The sequence below is a fragment of the Novosphingobium sediminicola genome (assembly GCF_014196525.1).
GTDB classification, from domain to species: Bacteria; Pseudomonadota; Alphaproteobacteria; order Sphingomonadales; family Sphingomonadaceae; genus Novosphingobium; species Novosphingobium sediminicola.
This window is the reverse complement of record NZ_JACIDX010000017.1, coordinates 1-16,781: the sequence shown is the minus strand read 5'-3', so window position 1 is coordinate 16,781 and position 16,781 is coordinate 1. Positions and strand designations below refer to the sequence as shown.

Sequence of the window (16,781 nt, the reverse complement as noted above, 5' to 3'; positions counted from 1 at the left end):
CAACTTTTGGCAAGCTATGGCATCCTTCCCTACGAAAAAGGCCCCGCATGGGGGCCGTGGAGAAGTGGAATGCGAAGGATCATGGAGCCGATCTGGGCGTGGCTGCTGCGGGCTGCGCCAACCTATGCGCTGCAATACGCACTCAATGGGCGCCAGGGCGTGACAGCGCGGTTCCTGTTGCCGGGAGAAGTGCTTGACCTGAAAGCCGAGGGTGCGCGCTGGGTGACGGTAAATGAGGATTAACAGTGGTATCGATCAGCTATAAAGGCGTTGAAATATCGCCCCGGCGATCCAGCCGATAGGAGGCCTTGCCAGATTTCCGGCGGCACCCCGCAATAATCATAGCTGTGTCCCTGAGGAAACCAGATCGTGAGCCGACCTGTTGCATCATCGTACTCAGCGCGTTTGATTGCTGATGAATTGAAATATGGCATTCATGCCCCCTCAATCTGACCAATTCTCGGTTAACATAGCACACTTGAGCATAGAAAACCCCGTCGAGCGGGAGCTGGACGGGGTGGAGCGAACTTGCGCGGCATTGACGCCCATGCGATTATCAGGTCAGGAGCTGCCCGCCGTGTTCATCAAACTCATCCTTAGCGGATTACGCGACCCATTGGTGGTGATAGCCACCATCATTATCGCTGTGTGTACTGTGGCCTGCACATTACGATGGCCGATCCAGACAATAATTATTGCCTCAATTATCACCACAGTCAGCGCGGCAATTGTAACTTCTGGGACAAAGAACTAAAAGCTTGGCGAAATTACCTTGTCGATTTTATAGGTCCCTTGAACAGGAACCCAAATTTGCCCTTCAAGACGTTCTCTATATGAAACGTGGACTTGCATCACCACGCCTTCTTGGATGGCAATGGGAAGAGTACCATTTCTTATCCCTGCGATAAAAGCCTCATCCGCCATCTTTGCGCGAAATGGGAGACCATCCCTCATAAATCCCCACATCAGAGGCTTTGCAATGGCGACCGGATGCGTGACCACCACGCTCCAGTTCCCACCGCCATCCCTCTCTTGCACAGGGGCATCCTGCGGCTGCCACATCCCACTTCGTTCTGCAAATTCCGCGCGATCAACCTTTAGGATAGGCGGGCCATCCCGGCTCTCTCGCACCACGACGTTTTGGATAGATTTTTCCGACTGAACAATTCTGTAAAAGGATTCCACTCTTTCTTTTACGGCTGGAGAGGACGCTATGACCTTTTTTAACTCCGCCAAAACAGGATCTTCTGGCTTCAATGCCTCTGTGACAAGACCTGCAACAACTGCGCCCGGTATCACGAGTAGGTTAAGCGCGATCAACTTCTTTATTCGTGGATATTCATCAAGTTTAGCAGACGCCTTCCCCAGAACATCCTGTTCTATAAATTTCAAAATCGTTGAGAAACGTAGGCAGGCGGCCTCCGCACTAACTAAATCAACTGCTACGCTGGAGCTTGGATCTATGGCCTTGGCGGCTGCATTTAGAGCCTCAACCCACTCGATAAGCGCTTGAGCTGCAATCTTTGCGTCAACATTCGCTCCGTCAACCAAGCCGAATTCTAAAATAGCAGGTGCTGATTGCATGGCCCCTCACAACATGATTGAAATCGGAAAATAGGCAACGAATCGCCCCAGTTAGCGCCAGCATACCAACCGTATAAATACTCGCCACTCCTGTTAGTATTGATAAACCTCCCGCCTCGGTTACCTTAACTTTTCCACTGCGCCCAAATCAACTCCCGCCGCCTCCAGTACCGTCCTCACCCCCTCACCGATGCGGCCCGCAAGTCCGATAGGTGCTGCGATGCCCTCCCCTATGGCTCGAACCACCGAACGATCCAGATAATGGCCAACGCGCCTGACATTGCAGCGTTAGCTAACGAAGTAACACCGCCCCCGCGAAGCGGTAATCAACCGAAAAATATCACTCCAGTAATGCGCGTGAGATCTACAAGGCAGCCAAAGGCTTCCTTCCGCCGACAGCGCGATACAGCTGATATTCGCTGGCGATTTCCTCACGACACCTTTCAATATATTCGCCAGCCCGATACAAAGTTTGTTCATTCACATATCCAACACTACGCCCAATTCGTCGCTCACGCTCAACCGTCATTTTAGCGCGATAAATTTGATCCCTAAGGTGATAGATACGATCAATATGAGTTTGGGGGAGGCTCTGAATTCGCTTCTGTTCGACCGCTTCACGCTCAGCAACTCGCTTCCGGAGAACAAGTTCATCAAAAATATCATGAACTTTTTTTTCAATTCCTTTGGATTCTTCAAGCTGAGTCTCGTGCTTAGCGATATCAATAGCATGCTTCTTTTCTTCCGAAGAAGCACATGCATATGCTATTTTTCTTATATCAACGTACAAGCAATAATCTTGCATATACGTTTTCCGGCCAAGACGATCTGTATTATACACAAACCACTCCAGCGGCGGATCATCCATTGGCGGAGTGCGCTTTGCATCAAGCCCCCAAGGAACAAAGCTCCCTGCAGTAACTTGTGAGTTAATATTTAAAATTACAAAGAACATTATTGTATATTTTTTAATTTTACCGCTTTTCATCGCCAAAACTTCCTTAGCATATAATGCCGTCAATCAATATTTTTCAAAAACTAGTAAATCTATTTTTCAACACTGACGATACAACATCATAATGCGTGAAAGACGGTGGGATCTCCCAGAGCTCCAACTCGAAGGAATTGAATATGTCACGGCATAGAGAGCTAAAAAAACAACTCTCCCAATCGAAAATAGTGTAATTAACCCAAGCGTATAATTAAAAATTTGGCGTTCTGATTTCCGACAAAATGCCTCAAATGACGCATTTTTACAGAACCACACCGGAGAAATAATTGCTGCAGCAATGTAAAATAGGCCGTACCTGCCGTGCCGAATGCATAGAATGCGAGTTGCGTGAAAGTCATCTTCCACTCCTCACATCCTGCGCCCTATCCAAATGACCCGGCCTATGATGTGCATCTCACCGTCATGCGCCTCCAACGGGCGCACAACCGGATTATCGGGCATCAATTGAATGCCGCCGCCTGGCATCTGACGAAGCCTACGGATCATCCCCAAATCGCCGTAACTGACAGCCCAGACCACATCCTGCTCATCAAGGCGTTGGCGCGAGGTATCCACCAAAACAAAATCGCCATCACGGATGGTCGGCTCCATACTGTCGCCGCGCCCGCGAACAATCTTTAGGCCAGCAATTGGCCCTCGATAAATCTCCCGCAGCCAGTCCATCCTAAAAGGAATAATCCCCAGGCGTTCAGGCAATCGGTTCGCGTCTAGAAAGGTTGCCCCCATCCCTAACGCAAGGTCGATTTCCTCAATCAGCGCCCAGCCCTGCTCCTCGGCAATCGTCTCAATTGAGATCGGCCGGACATTTTCAACCAATGTTGGCTGCACACCGCCTGCCACAGAATAGAGCTCATCTTCGGTTCGCCCAATCTGTGCCAACAATTTGCGCAGACTGTCAGACCGCACCGCGCCATTTCCAACTTTAAGATTGCTAAAAAAGCCTCGATTAACTCCGGCCTGAAGCGCCCAATTGGTTGGCGACAGGCTTTCAGGCTTTAATTTCATGAGCGCTTCGTAAAGCGCCATGCCGCGAAGATCTTTGGTGTCGGACATTCCCAACCGTACCAGTTGGGCCGGATTTGCCGATAGATTGAAGTTTCCTACTTGCATGGCTGGAAATATCCAACTACGTTGGAAGTTATGACCACGAAGCTGGCGAGCGACGCAGACATCCTTCGAAAGGTTGAGGATTTTTGCTGCCTAATGGGGATGGGCGTAACCACATTTGGGCGCAAGGCTATCGGAGATCCCAATCTGATTCCGAATATGCGCAACGGCCGATCGCTCACGCTGCGCAACGCCGCACGTGTGCTCAATTTCATCGCCGCGTATCGGCCGCCCCATCCCTTGCCTCGATCCACCGAAAAGGCGGCATGACCGGCTATGCCGCGTTTAGCAGGCGCGCGCGTAAAAACTGCTCCGAGCCCGTCTCGGGTCGCTGGGGTGGGCAGAGCGTCAACGCCGCCCACCCCAATTCGCTCATTGCTGCGAATGCTCAATCTTCTTTCCATCATGCAGCAATAGCTAGCAAATTCAGGACTCAAGATCATGGCGCACGATAACGACATCTCGTGCCAGATGCGCCAGCGTCAGGTGCATCTGCGCATGGCTCTGGATCGCCGGGGAATAGCCCTCAAGGCCGTCAGCGCGGCCAGCGGTATCTCTTACAGCACGTTGCTCAGCTACTTCCCCTTGGGCCGCGATGCGATCCCTGCGGTGATGCCTTTGACGGCGCTGGTGCAACTGTTCGGCGTGATCCCTGACGAACTTCTCTCGATCCTGACCGAGCCTGAGGGCCGGTGCTTCGCCGCCTTCGCCAATGATGACGATGGCCTGAAAGAACTGATGGACGCCCGCGAGAAGCTCGATGCCGCCATCACCAAGCGTCAAGGAGGCCGCTGATGCAAATCGATGGCCTCACCCCCTCCGAACCCACGCTGGAAAGCATCGAGGAGATTATCTCCTGCGCTGAGCGCCGGGTGAAGCGCGCGGGCCTGCGCCTTGAGCGGGCACAGGAAGAACTTGGCGGCGCTGCTGCCGCACTGGTGCGGGCGCGTGAGGACAAGGCGGCTTGGCTGCTGGCCAATCCTCAGGACCAATTGGAAATGTTTGAGTGATCTCCCTCCCCTTTCCACCCTCCAGCCTGTCGAGCCATGCCAAGGGGCATTGGCGCGGGAAGGCGGCTGTTACGGCCAAGTGGCGCGCGTGGGCCAAGGCTGCTGCTCTGGCGGCCAAGGCGCAGGCGCCCGATGCCGGTGACATTGCCGTGCGCGTCCGGTTTATCCCGCCGGATCGTCGCGGCGACCGGGTGAACTTTCCCAACCGGATGAAGCCGATCTTCGATGGCCTCGCGGATGCGTTGAAGGTCAACGATAGCCGGTTTCTGCCCAGCTTCGAATTTGCGGCCCCTGAAAAGCCCGGCCGGATCGAGATTGAGATTTTGCCGTGAGCGATCTCCTTGCCCGCCTGATTGCCGCTGGCACGCCTGCGGATCTCGTTGCCGAAGTGGCGATGGAGATCGCACGCGCCGATGTTGTGCGGCGCCAGGAGGCAGAAGATGCGGCGCGCAAGGAAAAGAAGCGCGCGGACAATGCCCGCCGCCAGCGGGAGTTCAAGGAGCGGAACCGTCCCCCGGTAACGCAAGGTAACGCCGATAACGCGTTACCCGCGTTAGTTGCCGTTACCTGCGTTACCTCCCCCGCCCTTTCCCCCTCCCCCAATGAAATTAATTCTAACCCCCACCCCCATACCCACCCGGAAACAAACACCGCGCGCACACGAGGCACGAGGCTTCCGGTCGATTGGGTTCCCGAACCGCTGACGGGGGATTTGGCCAAAGCCATCGCCCAATGGCCGCCCGGCGCCCTTGAGCGCGAACTGGCCCGGTTTCGGGATTGGGCAGCATCCACCAGCGGCCCCAACGCCGTGAAGAAAGATTGGCAAGCGGCATGGCGAAACTGGCTCCGCAAAGCTCACGATGAAGGCAGGTATCTGAAACATGGCAACCAAGACCGAAACCAAAACCGTTGGTCAGCATCTGGCCAGCCTTCCGGCACCGCGCTTGGACAAGTCCTGCGGGACAAAGGGGTCTATGCCGACCTTGGCTTTGACGGCTGAGCAGCGCCGCGAATTGTCGGCCATCGCCTCGGCCCCACTGCCCGCGCTGCGCCCTTGCTCTGACCAAGCCTTTGATCGCTGCATGGCGGCCCTCAATGTGCTGCCCTCGCGCCGTGGCGGGGCTGATGAGGCCAAGGTGCTGCTGGAGATCTACCGGCGCCAGCTTGGCCACCTGCCCGGCGCGCAGCTTGTGTGGGTGGTCGATACGGCGCTGGTTCGCCTCAGGTGGTTTCCCACCATTGCCGAGCTTCTGGAGATCGCGGCGGAATGGCGGCGGGATGATGAACACGCCCGCGCGCAGGCCCGCGCCGAAGCCACGCTGCGCCATGATCGGCAGGCCCGGTATGATGGGGCCATGGCCGCACTTAGCCGCGGCGAAATGGATCAGGGGGCGATTGATGCTCTCCCGCTGTTGTGGGCGCAGGCTGCGGCGCGTCTGGGCTGGCTGGTGGAGAGCGGGGGATGCTTCGCCCTGCCCCGCCCGGCGGCTCAGCGGATCGACGGGGAGGCGGCATGACCGAAGCGCAGGATCTCTTTGCGCGGCTCGGCTTCGATCAGCGCGGGCGTTTGGCTCCCCAGCCTGCACCTGCCCCGGCCTCCGCGCCTGCCGCCACCCTCTCGGAATATATCTGCGACCTGTTCGTGAAGAAGCTGACCGACGACCAGTTGGGCCAGCGCCGCGCATCGGGCGCCTATCGCACCATCCGGCCCGCATATCTCAAGGGCTATCATCAAGCAGCAAGGGGGAAGTGATGAATATCCATAGCGCCGGGCAAATGGACCTGTTTCCGCATCGGGCCGAACTGAGCCCTGCCGAACAGGTGGTTTACCAGATGATCTATGAGGCGGCCGAGAACGGCCAGCCCTGCCCGGTCAACATCGATTTCGAAGTCGCTGCCGGTTTCAATTCCAGCAGCATGGGTTCCGTCACCGTCGCCCGCCTTGAGGCCAAGGGGCTGATCAAGGTCGAGCGTTTTCAGAAATTCAGGGAGGTTGAAGTGATTGCAACGGGTAAGCGCACGGCGCGGGCGGCGAATATGCACGTGGTGCGTCCGCATGTGGCGCGTGGATATGGGGCTGGTGCGCGCTCTCCGCGTCCGACTGAGCGCAAGCATTACAAGCGGGGGCTGCCGCGTGGCTGAACTGAACGACAAGCAGGCGCGCTTTGTTGATGAATACCTTGTGGACCTCAATGCCACTCAGGCGGCGATCCGGGCGGGGTACAGCGCCAAGACCGCAAAACAGCAGGGCCAGAGACTGTTGACCCATGTTGACGTTCAGGAGGCCATTGTAGGGCGGAAAACGCAAAGGTCGGTAAAGACCGGCATTGATGCCCAATGGGTGCTGATGCGTCTGGCTGGGGACGCAGAGGCGGATCTGGCCGACCTTTACGATGATGCAGGCGCGCTCAAGCCGATCAGCGAATGGCCCGCCACCTTTCGCAAGGGGCTGGTGTCGGGTGTCGAGGTGGAGGAATTGTTTGAGGGACAGGGCGAGAACCGCAAGCATATCGGCCGGGTGCGCAAGATCCGTCTGGCCGACCGCCTCAAGGTGATCGAGCTTATCGGCAAGCATGTCGATGTGCAGGCCTTCAAGGAGCGGATCGACCATGGCCTGAGCGATGACCTTGCCGCCGCGATCATGGCAGGCAATGCGCGGGTGGCGGGCGGCTGATGGCGGAGGTCAGCCCCAAGATGGAATTGGCGCGGCGGATTGGCGAGTTTCGCTATTCGCCCGTCAATCACGCACTGTTCGCCTATCCGTGGGAGACGGAGCGCTTGCCCTCGACCGGGCCGCGCACATGGCAGCGCGAGATGTTCCAGCAGATCGAGGAGCATTTGAGCAGCCCGGCCACGCGGCACACGCCCTGCCGGATCGCGGTGGCATCGGGCCATGGCATCGGGAAGTCGGCCGGCATCTCGATGGTGAACAAGTGGGCGCTCGACACCTGCGTTGATACGCGCGTGGTGGTGACGGCCAACACCGAGGGCCAGCTTCTGACCAAGACCGGGCCGGAACTGACCAAATGGTGCCAGTTGGCGCTGACCTCGGACTGGTTCAAGCCCAGCGCCACCAGCATCGCCTCGCTGATGCGCGGGCATGACAAGGCATGGCGCACCGACCTTGTGACCTGGAGCGAGAACAACACCGAGGCTTTCGCGGGCCTGCATAATCAGGGCAAGCGCATCGTCCTGATTTTCGACGAGGCCTCAGGCATTGCCGCCAAGGTCTGGGAGGTGGCGCTTGGCGCGTTGACCGACGAGGACACTGAAATCCTGTGGCTGGCCTTTGGCAACCCCACCCAGAACACCGGGGCTTTCCGCGAATGCTTTGGCAAGGCGCGCAATCTTTGGAAAACCAAGCAGATTGACAGTCGCACGGTCGAGGGGACGAACAAGGCCTATCTGGATGAACTGGTGCGGACCTATGGCGAGGAAAGCGATATTGCCAAGGTACGTGTGCGCGGGCTGTTCCCCTCGGCCTCCTCGATGCAATTCATCGCGCTGGATGCGGTCGAGGCCGCGCAGAAGCGCCAGCCCTTTGATGCACTGGGGTCTGAGCCGGTTATCTTCGGCGTGGACTGCGCGCGCATGGGCGATGACGAGAGCGTTCTGGCCATTCGTTGCGGGCGTGATGCCGTGTCGCGTCCATGGAAGCGCTGGAGCAAGATGGACAGCATGACGCTGGCGGGCGACATTGCCTTGGAGGCGGACAAATACCATCCCGATATGATCTTCGTTGACGCGGGCAACATCGGCGCGGCCATCGTGGATCGGTTGCGCCAGTTGCGCCCTGATGTGCCGGTGATCGAGGTCTGGTTTGGCGCCGAGGGGCGCGATGCTGAATTGGAGCCGGGCGTGCGCGTCCACACCGCCAACAAGCGCGCCGAAATGTGGACCAAGATGCGCCACTGGCTGCGCGGGGCCTGTATCCCGCCGGAGGATCGCCTGCGTGATGACCTGATCGGGCCGACATATTCGTTTGGCGGGGATGACACCTCGATCATGCTGGAGCGCAAGAAGGACATGAAAAAGCGCGGCCTGCCATCGCCCGATTGGGGTGATGCGCTGGCCTGCACCTTTGCCGAGCCGGTGATGCCGCGCGCGGTGCCGGGCTATCTCAATCCAGACAATTACGAGGGAAGCGGAGGGGATCGATATGCGGAACTCGACTGATGATTATGCGGTTTTCATCCATGGGATGATCGCCCTTGGCCATGATCGGCATTGGCTGCGCCGGAATGAGGTAGCGTTGCGGCAGAGGTTTGCGCGCGATGCGATGCCGTTTCCGCCGGTTGAGGCGCCGGAGCCGAGGGGGCGGGATCGGTATGAGGAGATATGACGGGGGAAGATCTGGCGTTGGGCCGGGAAGCTGCCCCGCTCTATGCCTACACCGCATTCTCCAGCATTGTGCAGCCCTCAATGCCCCTATCGGGCATCGCGCTCTGCTTCCCGAATGTCCGCCGCCGTGAATGGGTCGCCTTCTGCGCGGAGCGTTCCGATAACGTATTGCGGAATCTCCTTACAACGCATCCAGTGTTTTTCGGCTTCAGTGTGCGATCCACCCCAGCACCAGCCTTTTTCTTCGAGAAGAACAAGGGCCCGATGGCTCAGGTTACACCGACTTGGACCGCTCAAGCCGTTATATTTCTGGCCGTCCGCCAAGCCGCGACAAGCGCCCTGCTCACTGTCGGCTCTTTGCAGCAAGGATTGTATTGACCGGGGGAAGGATCGATACTTTTTGATCGGGTAATAGCGGCGCATGTCCGCCATATCTTGCGCGGAGGGAGGCGGAAGATATGCCTGCACGGGCATCAAGGAGCTAGAGAGACGGCGGGACCGCGCCATTACCGATCCGCCCGATTGGACCGTGGCGAATATAGCCAGCACCGATATGGCGGCAAACGCGCGTGATAGTTTTGCCATTACGTCATTCCCAAGGCTGATCTCTGCGATAACCCAGATGAGGGCACATACTCCCCACCCCCGCGATTCAAGCCCCACCGCATAAACGATAGCCAGCCTCCTAACCACAGGAGGCTCCTATCTGTTCCACCCCTGACATTTCGACGCCTGCTGAGCGGCAGGCCACGAAGGTTCCCGATGGCGGCGCGACGAATGCCGGTGTCGATACCTCCAAGCTGCGGCGCGCGGCTCTTGCTGGCCTGATGACCAGCCCGGCCGGGACGCTGAGCGCGCCCACCGTGGCCAAGCCGACCCTCGGATAATGGATCGCGCGGCGGGCCAGAGCCTGCGCCAGAAGCTGGAATTGCAGCTTGGCGGCATGAAATCCATTCGCGCCGACTATGAAGGCGAATGGTCCGATATTGCGCGCTTTGCCCAGCCTGCGCGCTCCCGGTTCCTGACCAATGCGCGCGACCGGGGCGGGCGACGGCGCATCCGCAATAATCGCCTGCTTGATCCCAAGGGCATTGAGGCGTTTCGCACCCTGACCAACGGCATGACTTCGGGCCTGTCGAGCATTTCGCGGCCGTGGTTCATCCTGACCATTGGCGACCCGGAACTGGCCGAACATCCCGATGTAAAGGCGTGGCTGGCCGAGGTCGAAAAGCGGCTGTACGACTTCCTTGCCCTGACCAACTTCTATGGTGCGCTCAAGGCCGGATATGCCGAATTGGGCCTGTTCGGCGTTGAGGCATGTGTGATGGTCGAGGATCGCCAATTCGGCGCGGTCTGCCATGCGATGACCGTGGGCGAATACTGGATCGCCATCAGCGCATCGCTCAAGCCTGACACGCTCTTTCGCTATTGCCCGATGGACGTTCGCCAGGCGGTGCAGACCTTTGGCAATCGCGTGGCGCCATGGGTGATGCAGGCCTATAATGGCTCGAACTATACCCAGACGGTTGAATATTATCAGGCGATCCAGCCCAACCCGGATTACAACCCGGAGAAGCTGGGTTCCAAGCCCTATCGCTCGGTCTATTGGGATCAGGGCGACCAACGCGCCGATGGCATCACGCGCATTTCCGGCTTTGACGAACAGCCCTTTTGGGCGCCGCGCTGGGACGTCATCGGCGGCGATACCTATGGCGTCTCGCCGGGCATGGACGCCCTGCCCGCGCTGCGCGAATTGCAGATGCAGACCAAGCGCCGCAATGAGGCGATTGACGCGATGGTCAAGCCGGAGAAGATCGCGCCGCCTTCGATCCGCCTGACCGGGGAGCCGGGGCGCACCGTGCGCGGAACCGGCATTACCGCCGATCAGATCATCATCCCCTATCAGATCCCCTATCAGGCGGTTGCGGCCATCGGCGGCGAGATCGACAAGATCTATGCCCAGATCGACGCCCTCTCCTATGCCGAACTGTTCAACGCCATCACCAACATGCAGGGCATCCAGCCCCGCAACATGGAGGAGATCGCCTCGCGCAATGAGGAGAAGCTGACCCAGCTTGGCCCGGTGATCGAGCGCGTTTCGGACGAGAAGCTGCAACCGGCCATTGATCGGGCCTTTGGCATCATGGATCGCGGCGGGATGCTGCCGCCGGTTCCCGCCGTTCTGGCGCAGCAGGCGGGTATGCCGATCAAGGTCGAGTTTATCTCGATCCTCCACCAGATGCAGCGCATGATCGGCATTGGCCAGATTGAGCGCGTGGTGGGCTTCATCGGCAATCTGGCGGGGGCCGATCCCAGCGCGCTCGACAAGCTCGATACGGACGCCACGATTGACGAATATGCCTATCGCGTGGGCGCTCCGGTCAAGATGCTGCGTTCGGACGAAGATGCCGGGCAGATCCGCCAGCAGCGCGCGGCCCAGCAGCGGCAAGCCCAAATGGCGGAGATGGCGCCAGCAGCGCAGCAGGGCGCACAGGCGGCCCGCCTGCTCTCCGAAACCGATGCGGGCGGCCAGTCGATGCTTGACCGGCTGATTGCCCAATGAGCGGCTTTGACAGCGAGGATGCCGAATATCTCCTGAACCGGCCGGAGTTTCTGCGCTTCCTGTTCACCGCGATTCAAGGCGCGGGCATCCTCGGCCAATACGCTTCTGCAAATGGGCAAATGGGGCGCGATCTCGGCCATTTCGAGGGGCGCCGGAGCCTGGGGTTTGAATTGCTCATGCTTGCCGATGCCGGTCAGCCTGAGCCGCTGCGTTCGCCCGAAGCGCTGGCGACGCTCGATCTGATCCTGCGCGAAGCCCTGAACCCCAAGCCTAAACCCAAGGACAAGAAACGTGACCACCGAAAGCCAGACCCCAGCCTCGACCGATACGCCGCCCTCGGCGGGGACGACTGACGCGCCCGCCGCCGCGCCGGAAGTTGCGCCCGCTGAGTCCGCGCCCGCTGCTGATGAAGGCGGCGATCTTGATACCGTGCTGGGGGGCAAGGCCCCGGAAGCGCCGGTTGAAGGCGAAGGCAACGAGCCGGTAGCGCCCGAAGGCGAGGAAGCCCCGCCCACCGGTGCGCCCGAAGCCTATGAACTGGCGCTGGAAGGCGTGGCGCTCGATGCCGATCTGGTGGCCGCCGCAGAGCCGATCTTTCGGGAACTGGACCTGACCAACGATCAGGCCAACGCCCTGTTGCCGCTGGCGCCGCAGATCATGGAAAAGGCGCAATCCTCGGTGGTGCAGCACCTGATCGAGCAAGGCGCAGCCCAGCGCAAGGGCTGGCACGATGCCTTCAAGGCTGATCCCGACATTGGCGGGGCCAAGATGGAGGAAAGCGCCCATCTGGCCGCCAAGGGGCTGGATGCGCTGGGCTTCAAGGCCACCGGCTTTGGCGAGGATGGCAAGGCCCCTCACCCGTTCCGCGCCGCGCTCAATGAAACCGGGTTTGGCAACCATCCCGACATGATCCGCGCCTTTCGCGCCCTTGGCGAGATGCTGGGCGAGGATGGCCTGTTTCCCCGCGAAGGCGCCGCGCCGCGCGAAAACACCTCAATCGACAAGATCCTCTATCCGAACGAAGGAGCCTAAGCCATGGCGATCATGGGAACCACCTTTCTGAGTTTGCTCGATGTGCTGAAGGCCAAAGACCTTCTGGCCGAAGCGAGCATTGTTGAGGCCCTGCACCAGTATTCGCCCTTCCTGAAGGACGCGAATGTTCTGACCTGCAACAAGGGCACGCGGCACGACATTTCCATTCGCACCGGCCTGCCGCAGGTGTCTTGGGGCGCGCTCTATCAGGGCATCACCCAAAGCAAGGGCGGCTATCAGACCGTTGAGGAAACGACCGGCTTTGTCGAGGGCCTGTCGGGCATCGACACGCGCCTGCTCAAGCTCAAGCCCGAACAGGCGGGCAAGCTGCGCCTGATGGAGGCGCAAGGCTATATCGAGGCCATTGCGCAGACGCTGGAATCGGCCATCTTCTATTCGGACGTTCGCACCGCGCCCAAGCAGTTCCACGGCCTCGCCCCGCGTTACAACACGCTGGCGAACCCCAACGTGATCGACGCGGGCGGCACCGGATCGGACAATATGTCGATCTGGATGGTGACCCATGGCGATATGCAGACCTCGATGCTGCTGCCGGAAAACATTCCGGGCGGTTTGCAGCGTGAGGACAAGGGCGAACAGCGCGTCCTCGATGCCGATGGCAAGCCGTTCTATGTCAAGGAAGAGTCCTTTACCCAGCACGCGGGCCTTGGCGTCAAGGATTGGCGCTATAACGTCCGCATCGCCAATCTCGATGTTTCGGACCTGATCGCAGGCACGGTCAGCCTCAATGCCCTCCTGCGCAAAGCCTATCACAAGTGCCAACGCATCCATGCCTATAAGATGGACAAGCCCGGTGTCGCATCGCCGGGGCGCACCGCCATCTATATGAACCGCACCGCCTATGAGGCGCTGGATGCGGAAAGCACCAATTCGCGCGCGGTCGATAACTTCATCCGCCTCACGCCGATGGAGATCCAGGGCGAAGTGGTGGATTCGTGGCGCGGTATGCCGATCCGCTGCACCGATGCGCTCAACAACGCCGAAACCCGCGTGCAGTAAGGAACAACCGCGATGCTCTATTCCAAGATCGAAATGTTCAGCGACAATCAGGCCGTTACGGCCGATGCCGCCTCGACCAACATTTATGACCTCGGCGCCACCGGCACGCCCTTCGGCGGCTCGGCGCTGAGCCGCGACATTGGCGGGGGTTGCAAGGTTCCCATCTCGGTTCTGGTGACCGAAACCTTCAACAACCTGACCTCGATGAACGTCAAGGTGGACCGTTCGGCCGATGGCGTCACCTGGACCACGGTTTACCAGTCGGGCGAAGTGCCGGTGGCTCAGTTGGTGGCGGGCTATCAGTTCAAGTGCCCGGCCGAACTCGGCCTTGGCGTCAACGCGCGCTATGTGCGCCTCTATTACGACATCACCGGCACGGCGCCCACCACCGGCAAGATCACGGCGGGCATTGTGGCCTCGCGCCAGACCAACAGCGCCATGGGTGTGGCAATCTAAGGAGGCATGACGATGGCAACTTATCGCGCCAATGGCAGCACGGTCTATCTTTGTGGTGAAGGGCGGATGGTGGCCGATGGCGGCCTGTTCACCACCTCGGCCATTCCCGGCAAATTCTGGGAGCCGCAGGATGCGGAGGCGCTGGCTGCATGTCAGGCCCGCTTTCCTGATAAATATCCCTCGGATCAAACGGAAAGCGATTCCGATGATGCCGATGCTTCGGCTGACACCGTGAAGGCTGGCCGCAAGGCATCCTGATTTTGGGGAGGGGCTGGGAGCAATCCCGGCCCCGATTTTCTATGGCAGAATTGAATTTTGGGCGCGCACCGATGCGGCGCAGTCAGGCCCCTACCGATGTTGGCTTGACCGATTACCAGACCGAGCAGGCCCGCGATGCCATCGGCGGCGACAAGGTGAGCAAGGTCGATCCATCCGCATGGGCGGCCCCCACCGGGACAATCGCACGAACAACTTTTGCCGCCTATGCCGCCCCGGCCATCAGCGATCCGCCGACAAAGGCCGAGGTGCAGGCCGTGGCGAATGCCTTGCAGGCCCATTCGCAAAGGCTGGCGGCGCTGGTGACGGACCTGATCGCGGCAGGCGTGATCTAGGCGGGGCAAATCAATGCCGAGCTAAATGATCGGCAGCTTTGGGGATTGCAGGTGCGGCCGCTCGATGGCGGGAAAGTTAGGGGGAGCGGACAAAGCGTGGCTCAATCCAGTCGGTCATTCTTTCGGCGGAAATATGAAACGGTGTCATTTGTGGAGCGAATAACACGCCGGAATCCCCGCCAAACGAACGCATAAAAGAACCAAGGAGCAGCCACAATCATGCCGAACGCAAGCATGGCATCGGCGGAATCTGCACTTGTACCAAATCCGAGAGCTGCACCAAATGGCAGAAAAGGAAGCACGATTAGCATTAAGCTCCATGGATGAGCGTGATTGAGATCATTATCGATCCAACGCCATAATTTTCCGAAGTTCATGCTGCATCCCTTTACCGTGATGCCTTGATTATCATTCCAACGAACGACCGCAACGGTGTCGTGTCCTGAACGGCGCTTATCGTCGAGATATGGTGGAAAGCTACCCTTCCGGCTTTCATGAACAACGGGCGGCTATGGCCCCTCTCGCGCAACGTTCGCTACAGCAGGAAAGGCGTGGATTCCCGCTATTCCCGTTATGACCAGTTTATTGTCGGCTCTGGAATGACAATAATTTTCGTAACGCAAGGATCAACCTTGAATAATTGAAACAATAAGGCATCCATTTCTTGCATTTATTTGCATTACCATTCGGCCAATCCCGCCCTCTGTAAATCCATATATCTCCCAAACATCCCGAGAAATCATCTTGGCTTGTCTCGGTTCAAATATATTTGCTTTTTCCATGCCGTAGATCGAAGCGGCATAAATCTTCGCAATTGCAAGGGCATCTTTGCTTGTTTTGACCGCGCTGCCCTTGCGATCGACTGAGGCCTGCTTTGGGCATTTTTCGCGCGGAAGGGGTGCGGCATTCGATTGACCAAATGCCAATACACTGATGGCGAGTCCAGTCGCGATAGAAAAACGGATCATTGGTAAAACTCCGCTCCTCCAGAAGTCCGGTTCCACATCCTGAGCTTGAATCACAAGAGGCACCGCCGCCCAACCCATTCTCAAACGGATATTCAGCAGGCTAGGATAAACGAACGATGTCAGCAACGGCGTCGTGTCTGGAACAGCCGTTTCGGGCGAGAAATGGTGGAGAGCGGAATAGCAGCTTTCAGCGTATCGGAGGGCGAAACGGACGCTACACGCCCAGCATTTCCACTCGCTCGTCCTCTGTAAGGAGCGCGATAGTCCCTATCGTATGCTGCCCTTTGGCATGAGCGACGACGGCCAGAGCGCCCCTGACGACAAGGTCGTCCTGCGCCTCCGCAAGGTCTCGTAATGCCATAGGGAGGATGGCGGCCCAAGCGTTTTCGTAATCCTGCTTGAGTTCGGAAGGGACAGGTGGATTTCCATCGGCCAAGCGCGCTTCCTCGATTGAAGCTACCAGCGAATAGGCGCTCCAATCAGGCTTCGATTGCTCCTGCATCATCATAACGATTTCGCCAACCGCCGCATATGAGGCCGAATTAACCGTCCCCTGATGGTAGAGCTTATCCCATAGTTCCTGCGTGGCATCCTCGACTTGCCCGGCGCGCCAAAATTCAATCGCGGGCCGAGGGTCATAAGGTTCACCATATGCGCTTAGCCACGGATGGTCGTGCACGTGTCTCTCCTGCTACGAACGTCCGCTTCTAGCGCCAAAGCGCAAGCTGCGGAACGGCTAAGACTGGGCGCGAGCCGCCCGTCTCATTATGGTGGCTTGCGGACCTCGGCGTCGCCTCGACGTTCAGCCTTGTTGCGTGCTCCACACCACACGCGGTGGCCCCACGCTCACTACATCAACGCAGTGATTGAGCGTAGTAAGCGACCAATGCTCAAGCGGCCCCGGATATTCATCGTCGGCGAATGTGGTCGCGGAGACATACCGGAAGAATGCTGAGTTGGAGCGCCGCTCAAGCATCTTTCCTCTGAGGTGCTGCCGGTTTGATGGACACCGAGATAAGGTGTTTTCATCGAACGGAGAGCATCGATGCAACGAAGGAAGTTTAGCCGTGAGTTCAA

Annotated in this window: 27 protein-coding genes; 19 read left to right on the top strand and 8 right to left on the bottom strand. The window is 58.7% G+C overall.

Features of this window, described 5'->3' with window-relative positions; genetic code table 11:
- The first annotated feature begins 69 nt into the window (after positions 1 to 69).
- Complete coding sequence (locus tag GGR38_RS18950; RefSeq protein ID WP_183627719.1) at positions 70 to 243, top strand: hypothetical protein; 174 nt, start codon at positions 70 to 72, stop codon at positions 241 to 243.
- Here GGR38_RS18950 and GGR38_RS24660 read toward each other — a convergent pair.
- The 4 genes from GGR38_RS24660 to GGR38_RS18930 all read right to left on the bottom strand — a co-directional run bounded on the left by GGR38_RS24660 (position 240) and on the right by GGR38_RS18930 (position 3,706).
- Entirely contained in the window at positions 240 to 434 is a 195-nt protein-coding gene (locus tag GGR38_RS24660; RefSeq protein ID WP_183627718.1) for a KTSC domain-containing protein, read from the bottom strand. The two genes, GGR38_RS18950 and GGR38_RS24660, sit on opposite strands and share 4 nt — an antisense overlap.
- Positions 435 to 750: 316 nt before the next feature.
- On the bottom strand, positions 751 to 1,584 hold the full coding sequence (locus GGR38_RS18940; protein WP_183627717.1) for a hypothetical protein: 834 nt from the start codon (positions 1,582 to 1,584) through the stop codon (positions 751 to 753).
- 364 nt (positions 1,585 to 1,948) lie between these two features.
- Positions 1,949 to 2,572, bottom strand: a complete 624-nt coding sequence (locus GGR38_RS18935; RefSeq protein ID WP_183627716.1) for a hypothetical protein — start codon at positions 2,570 to 2,572, stop codon at positions 1,949 to 1,951.
- 372 nt (positions 2,573 to 2,944) lie between these two features.
- A complete protein-coding gene (locus GGR38_RS18930; RefSeq protein WP_183627715.1) occupies positions 2,945 to 3,706 on the bottom strand; it encodes a S24 family peptidase in 762 nt (253 codons plus the stop codon).
- Between the two features lie 30 nt (positions 3,707 to 3,736).
- Between GGR38_RS18930 and GGR38_RS18925 the strand changes: the two genes are divergently transcribed.
- The 18 genes from GGR38_RS18925 (at position 3,737) to GGR38_RS18840 (ending at position 14,736) form a co-directional block, all read left to right on the top strand.
- Positions 3,737 to 3,973, top strand: coding sequence for a hypothetical protein (locus GGR38_RS18925; protein WP_183627714.1), 237 nt, complete (start codon positions 3,737 to 3,739; stop codon positions 3,971 to 3,973).
- A 171-nt stretch (positions 3,974 to 4,144) separates the two neighbouring features.
- On the top strand, positions 4,145 to 4,498 hold the full coding sequence (locus GGR38_RS18920; RefSeq protein WP_183627713.1) for a hypothetical protein: 354 nt from the start codon (positions 4,145 to 4,147) through the stop codon (positions 4,496 to 4,498).
- Positions 4,498 to 4,713, top strand: coding sequence for a hypothetical protein (locus GGR38_RS18915; RefSeq protein ID WP_183627712.1), 216 nt, complete (start codon positions 4,498 to 4,500; stop codon positions 4,711 to 4,713). Before GGR38_RS18920 ends, GGR38_RS18915 begins: the two co-directional genes overlap by 1 nt.
- A complete protein-coding gene (locus tag GGR38_RS18910) occupies positions 4,710 to 5,045 on the top strand; it encodes a RusA family crossover junction endodeoxyribonuclease (protein ID WP_183627711.1) in 336 nt (111 codons plus the stop codon). Before GGR38_RS18915 ends, GGR38_RS18910 begins: the two co-directional genes overlap by 4 nt.
- Positions 5,042 to 5,713: a hypothetical protein gene (locus GGR38_RS18905; RefSeq protein WP_183627710.1), complete on the top strand. Its 672-nt coding sequence runs from the start codon at positions 5,042 to 5,044 to the stop codon at positions 5,711 to 5,713. Before GGR38_RS18910 ends, GGR38_RS18905 begins: the two co-directional genes overlap by 4 nt.
- The gene (locus GGR38_RS18900; protein WP_183627709.1) at positions 5,697 to 6,230 is read left to right on the top strand and encodes a hypothetical protein; all 534 of its coding nucleotides are present in this window, start codon (positions 5,697 to 5,699) and stop codon (positions 6,228 to 6,230) included. The genes GGR38_RS18905 and GGR38_RS18900 overlap by 17 nt, the downstream gene beginning before the upstream one ends.
- Positions 6,227 to 6,466 (top strand): hypothetical protein, encoded by a 240-nt coding sequence (locus GGR38_RS18895; RefSeq protein ID WP_183627708.1) that lies wholly within the window; start codon positions 6,227 to 6,229, stop codon positions 6,464 to 6,466. The genes GGR38_RS18900 and GGR38_RS18895 overlap by 4 nt, the downstream gene beginning before the upstream one ends.
- Positions 6,466 to 6,855 carry a helix-turn-helix domain-containing protein gene (locus GGR38_RS18890; RefSeq protein ID WP_183627707.1) on the top strand — a complete coding sequence of 130 codons (390 nt, stop codon included), beginning with the start codon at positions 6,466 to 6,468 and terminating at the stop codon, positions 6,853 to 6,855. Before GGR38_RS18895 ends, GGR38_RS18890 begins: the two co-directional genes overlap by 1 nt.
- On the top strand, positions 6,848 to 7,387 hold the full coding sequence (locus GGR38_RS18885; RefSeq protein WP_183627706.1) for a terminase small subunit: 540 nt from the start codon (positions 6,848 to 6,850) through the stop codon (positions 7,385 to 7,387). The genes GGR38_RS18890 and GGR38_RS18885 overlap by 8 nt, the downstream gene beginning before the upstream one ends.
- A complete protein-coding gene (locus GGR38_RS18880; protein WP_183627705.1) occupies positions 7,387 to 8,889 on the top strand; it encodes a terminase in 1,503 nt (500 codons plus the stop codon). The genes GGR38_RS18885 and GGR38_RS18880 overlap by 1 nt, the downstream gene beginning before the upstream one ends.
- A gap of 162 nt (positions 8,890 to 9,051) precedes the next feature.
- Entirely contained in the window at positions 9,052 to 9,432 is a 381-nt protein-coding gene (locus GGR38_RS18875) for a hypothetical protein (protein ID WP_183627704.1), read from the top strand.
- Positions 9,433 to 9,940: 508 nt separating this feature from the next.
- Positions 9,941 to 11,617: a portal protein gene (locus tag GGR38_RS18870; RefSeq protein ID WP_246405027.1), complete on the top strand. Its 1,677-nt coding sequence runs from the start codon at positions 9,941 to 9,943 to the stop codon at positions 11,615 to 11,617.
- Positions 11,614 to 11,970, top strand: coding sequence for a hypothetical protein (locus GGR38_RS18865; protein ID WP_183627703.1), 357 nt, complete (start codon positions 11,614 to 11,616; stop codon positions 11,968 to 11,970). The genes GGR38_RS18870 and GGR38_RS18865 overlap by 4 nt, the downstream gene beginning before the upstream one ends.
- The gene (locus GGR38_RS18860; protein ID WP_183627702.1) at positions 11,909 to 12,649 is read left to right on the top strand and encodes a hypothetical protein; all 741 of its coding nucleotides are present in this window, start codon (positions 11,909 to 11,911) and stop codon (positions 12,647 to 12,649) included. Before GGR38_RS18865 ends, GGR38_RS18860 begins: the two co-directional genes overlap by 62 nt.
- Before the next feature lie 3 nt (positions 12,650 to 12,652).
- Positions 12,653 to 13,669 carry a major capsid protein gene (locus GGR38_RS18855; protein WP_183627701.1) on the top strand — a complete coding sequence of 339 codons (1,017 nt, stop codon included), beginning with the start codon at positions 12,653 to 12,655 and terminating at the stop codon, positions 13,667 to 13,669.
- Positions 13,670 to 13,681: 12 nt separating this feature from the next.
- Positions 13,682 to 14,125, top strand: coding sequence for a Bbp16 family capsid cement protein (locus GGR38_RS18850; RefSeq protein ID WP_183627700.1), 444 nt, complete (start codon positions 13,682 to 13,684; stop codon positions 14,123 to 14,125).
- Between the two features lie 6 nt (positions 14,126 to 14,131).
- Complete coding sequence (locus GGR38_RS18845; RefSeq protein ID WP_183627699.1) at positions 14,132 to 14,383, top strand: hypothetical protein; 252 nt, start codon at positions 14,132 to 14,134, stop codon at positions 14,381 to 14,383.
- Positions 14,384 to 14,454: 71 nt separating this feature from the next.
- A complete protein-coding gene (locus GGR38_RS18840; protein WP_183627698.1) occupies positions 14,455 to 14,736 on the top strand; it encodes a hypothetical protein in 282 nt (93 codons plus the stop codon).
- A gap of 101 nt (positions 14,737 to 14,837) precedes the next feature.
- On the opposite strand, the gene GGR38_RS18835 is transcribed toward GGR38_RS18840, so the two are convergent.
- The 4 genes from GGR38_RS18835 to GGR38_RS23985 all read right to left on the bottom strand — a co-directional run.
- Positions 14,838 to 15,113 carry a hypothetical protein gene (locus GGR38_RS18835; protein ID WP_183627697.1) on the bottom strand — a complete coding sequence of 92 codons (276 nt, stop codon included), beginning with the start codon at positions 15,111 to 15,113 and terminating at the stop codon, positions 14,838 to 14,840.
- A gap of 249 nt (positions 15,114 to 15,362) precedes the next feature.
- On the bottom strand, positions 15,363 to 15,704 hold the full coding sequence (locus GGR38_RS18830) for a hypothetical protein (RefSeq protein WP_183627696.1): 342 nt from the start codon (positions 15,702 to 15,704) through the stop codon (positions 15,363 to 15,365).
- A gap of 214 nt (positions 15,705 to 15,918) precedes the next feature.
- Positions 15,919 to 16,383, bottom strand: a complete 465-nt coding sequence (locus GGR38_RS18825; protein ID WP_183627695.1) for a hypothetical protein — start codon at positions 16,381 to 16,383, stop codon at positions 15,919 to 15,921.
- A gap of 123 nt (positions 16,384 to 16,506) precedes the next feature.
- On the bottom strand, positions 16,507 to 16,781 hold a 275-nt coding region (locus GGR38_RS23985; RefSeq protein WP_221227158.1), incomplete at its 5' end, for a hypothetical protein.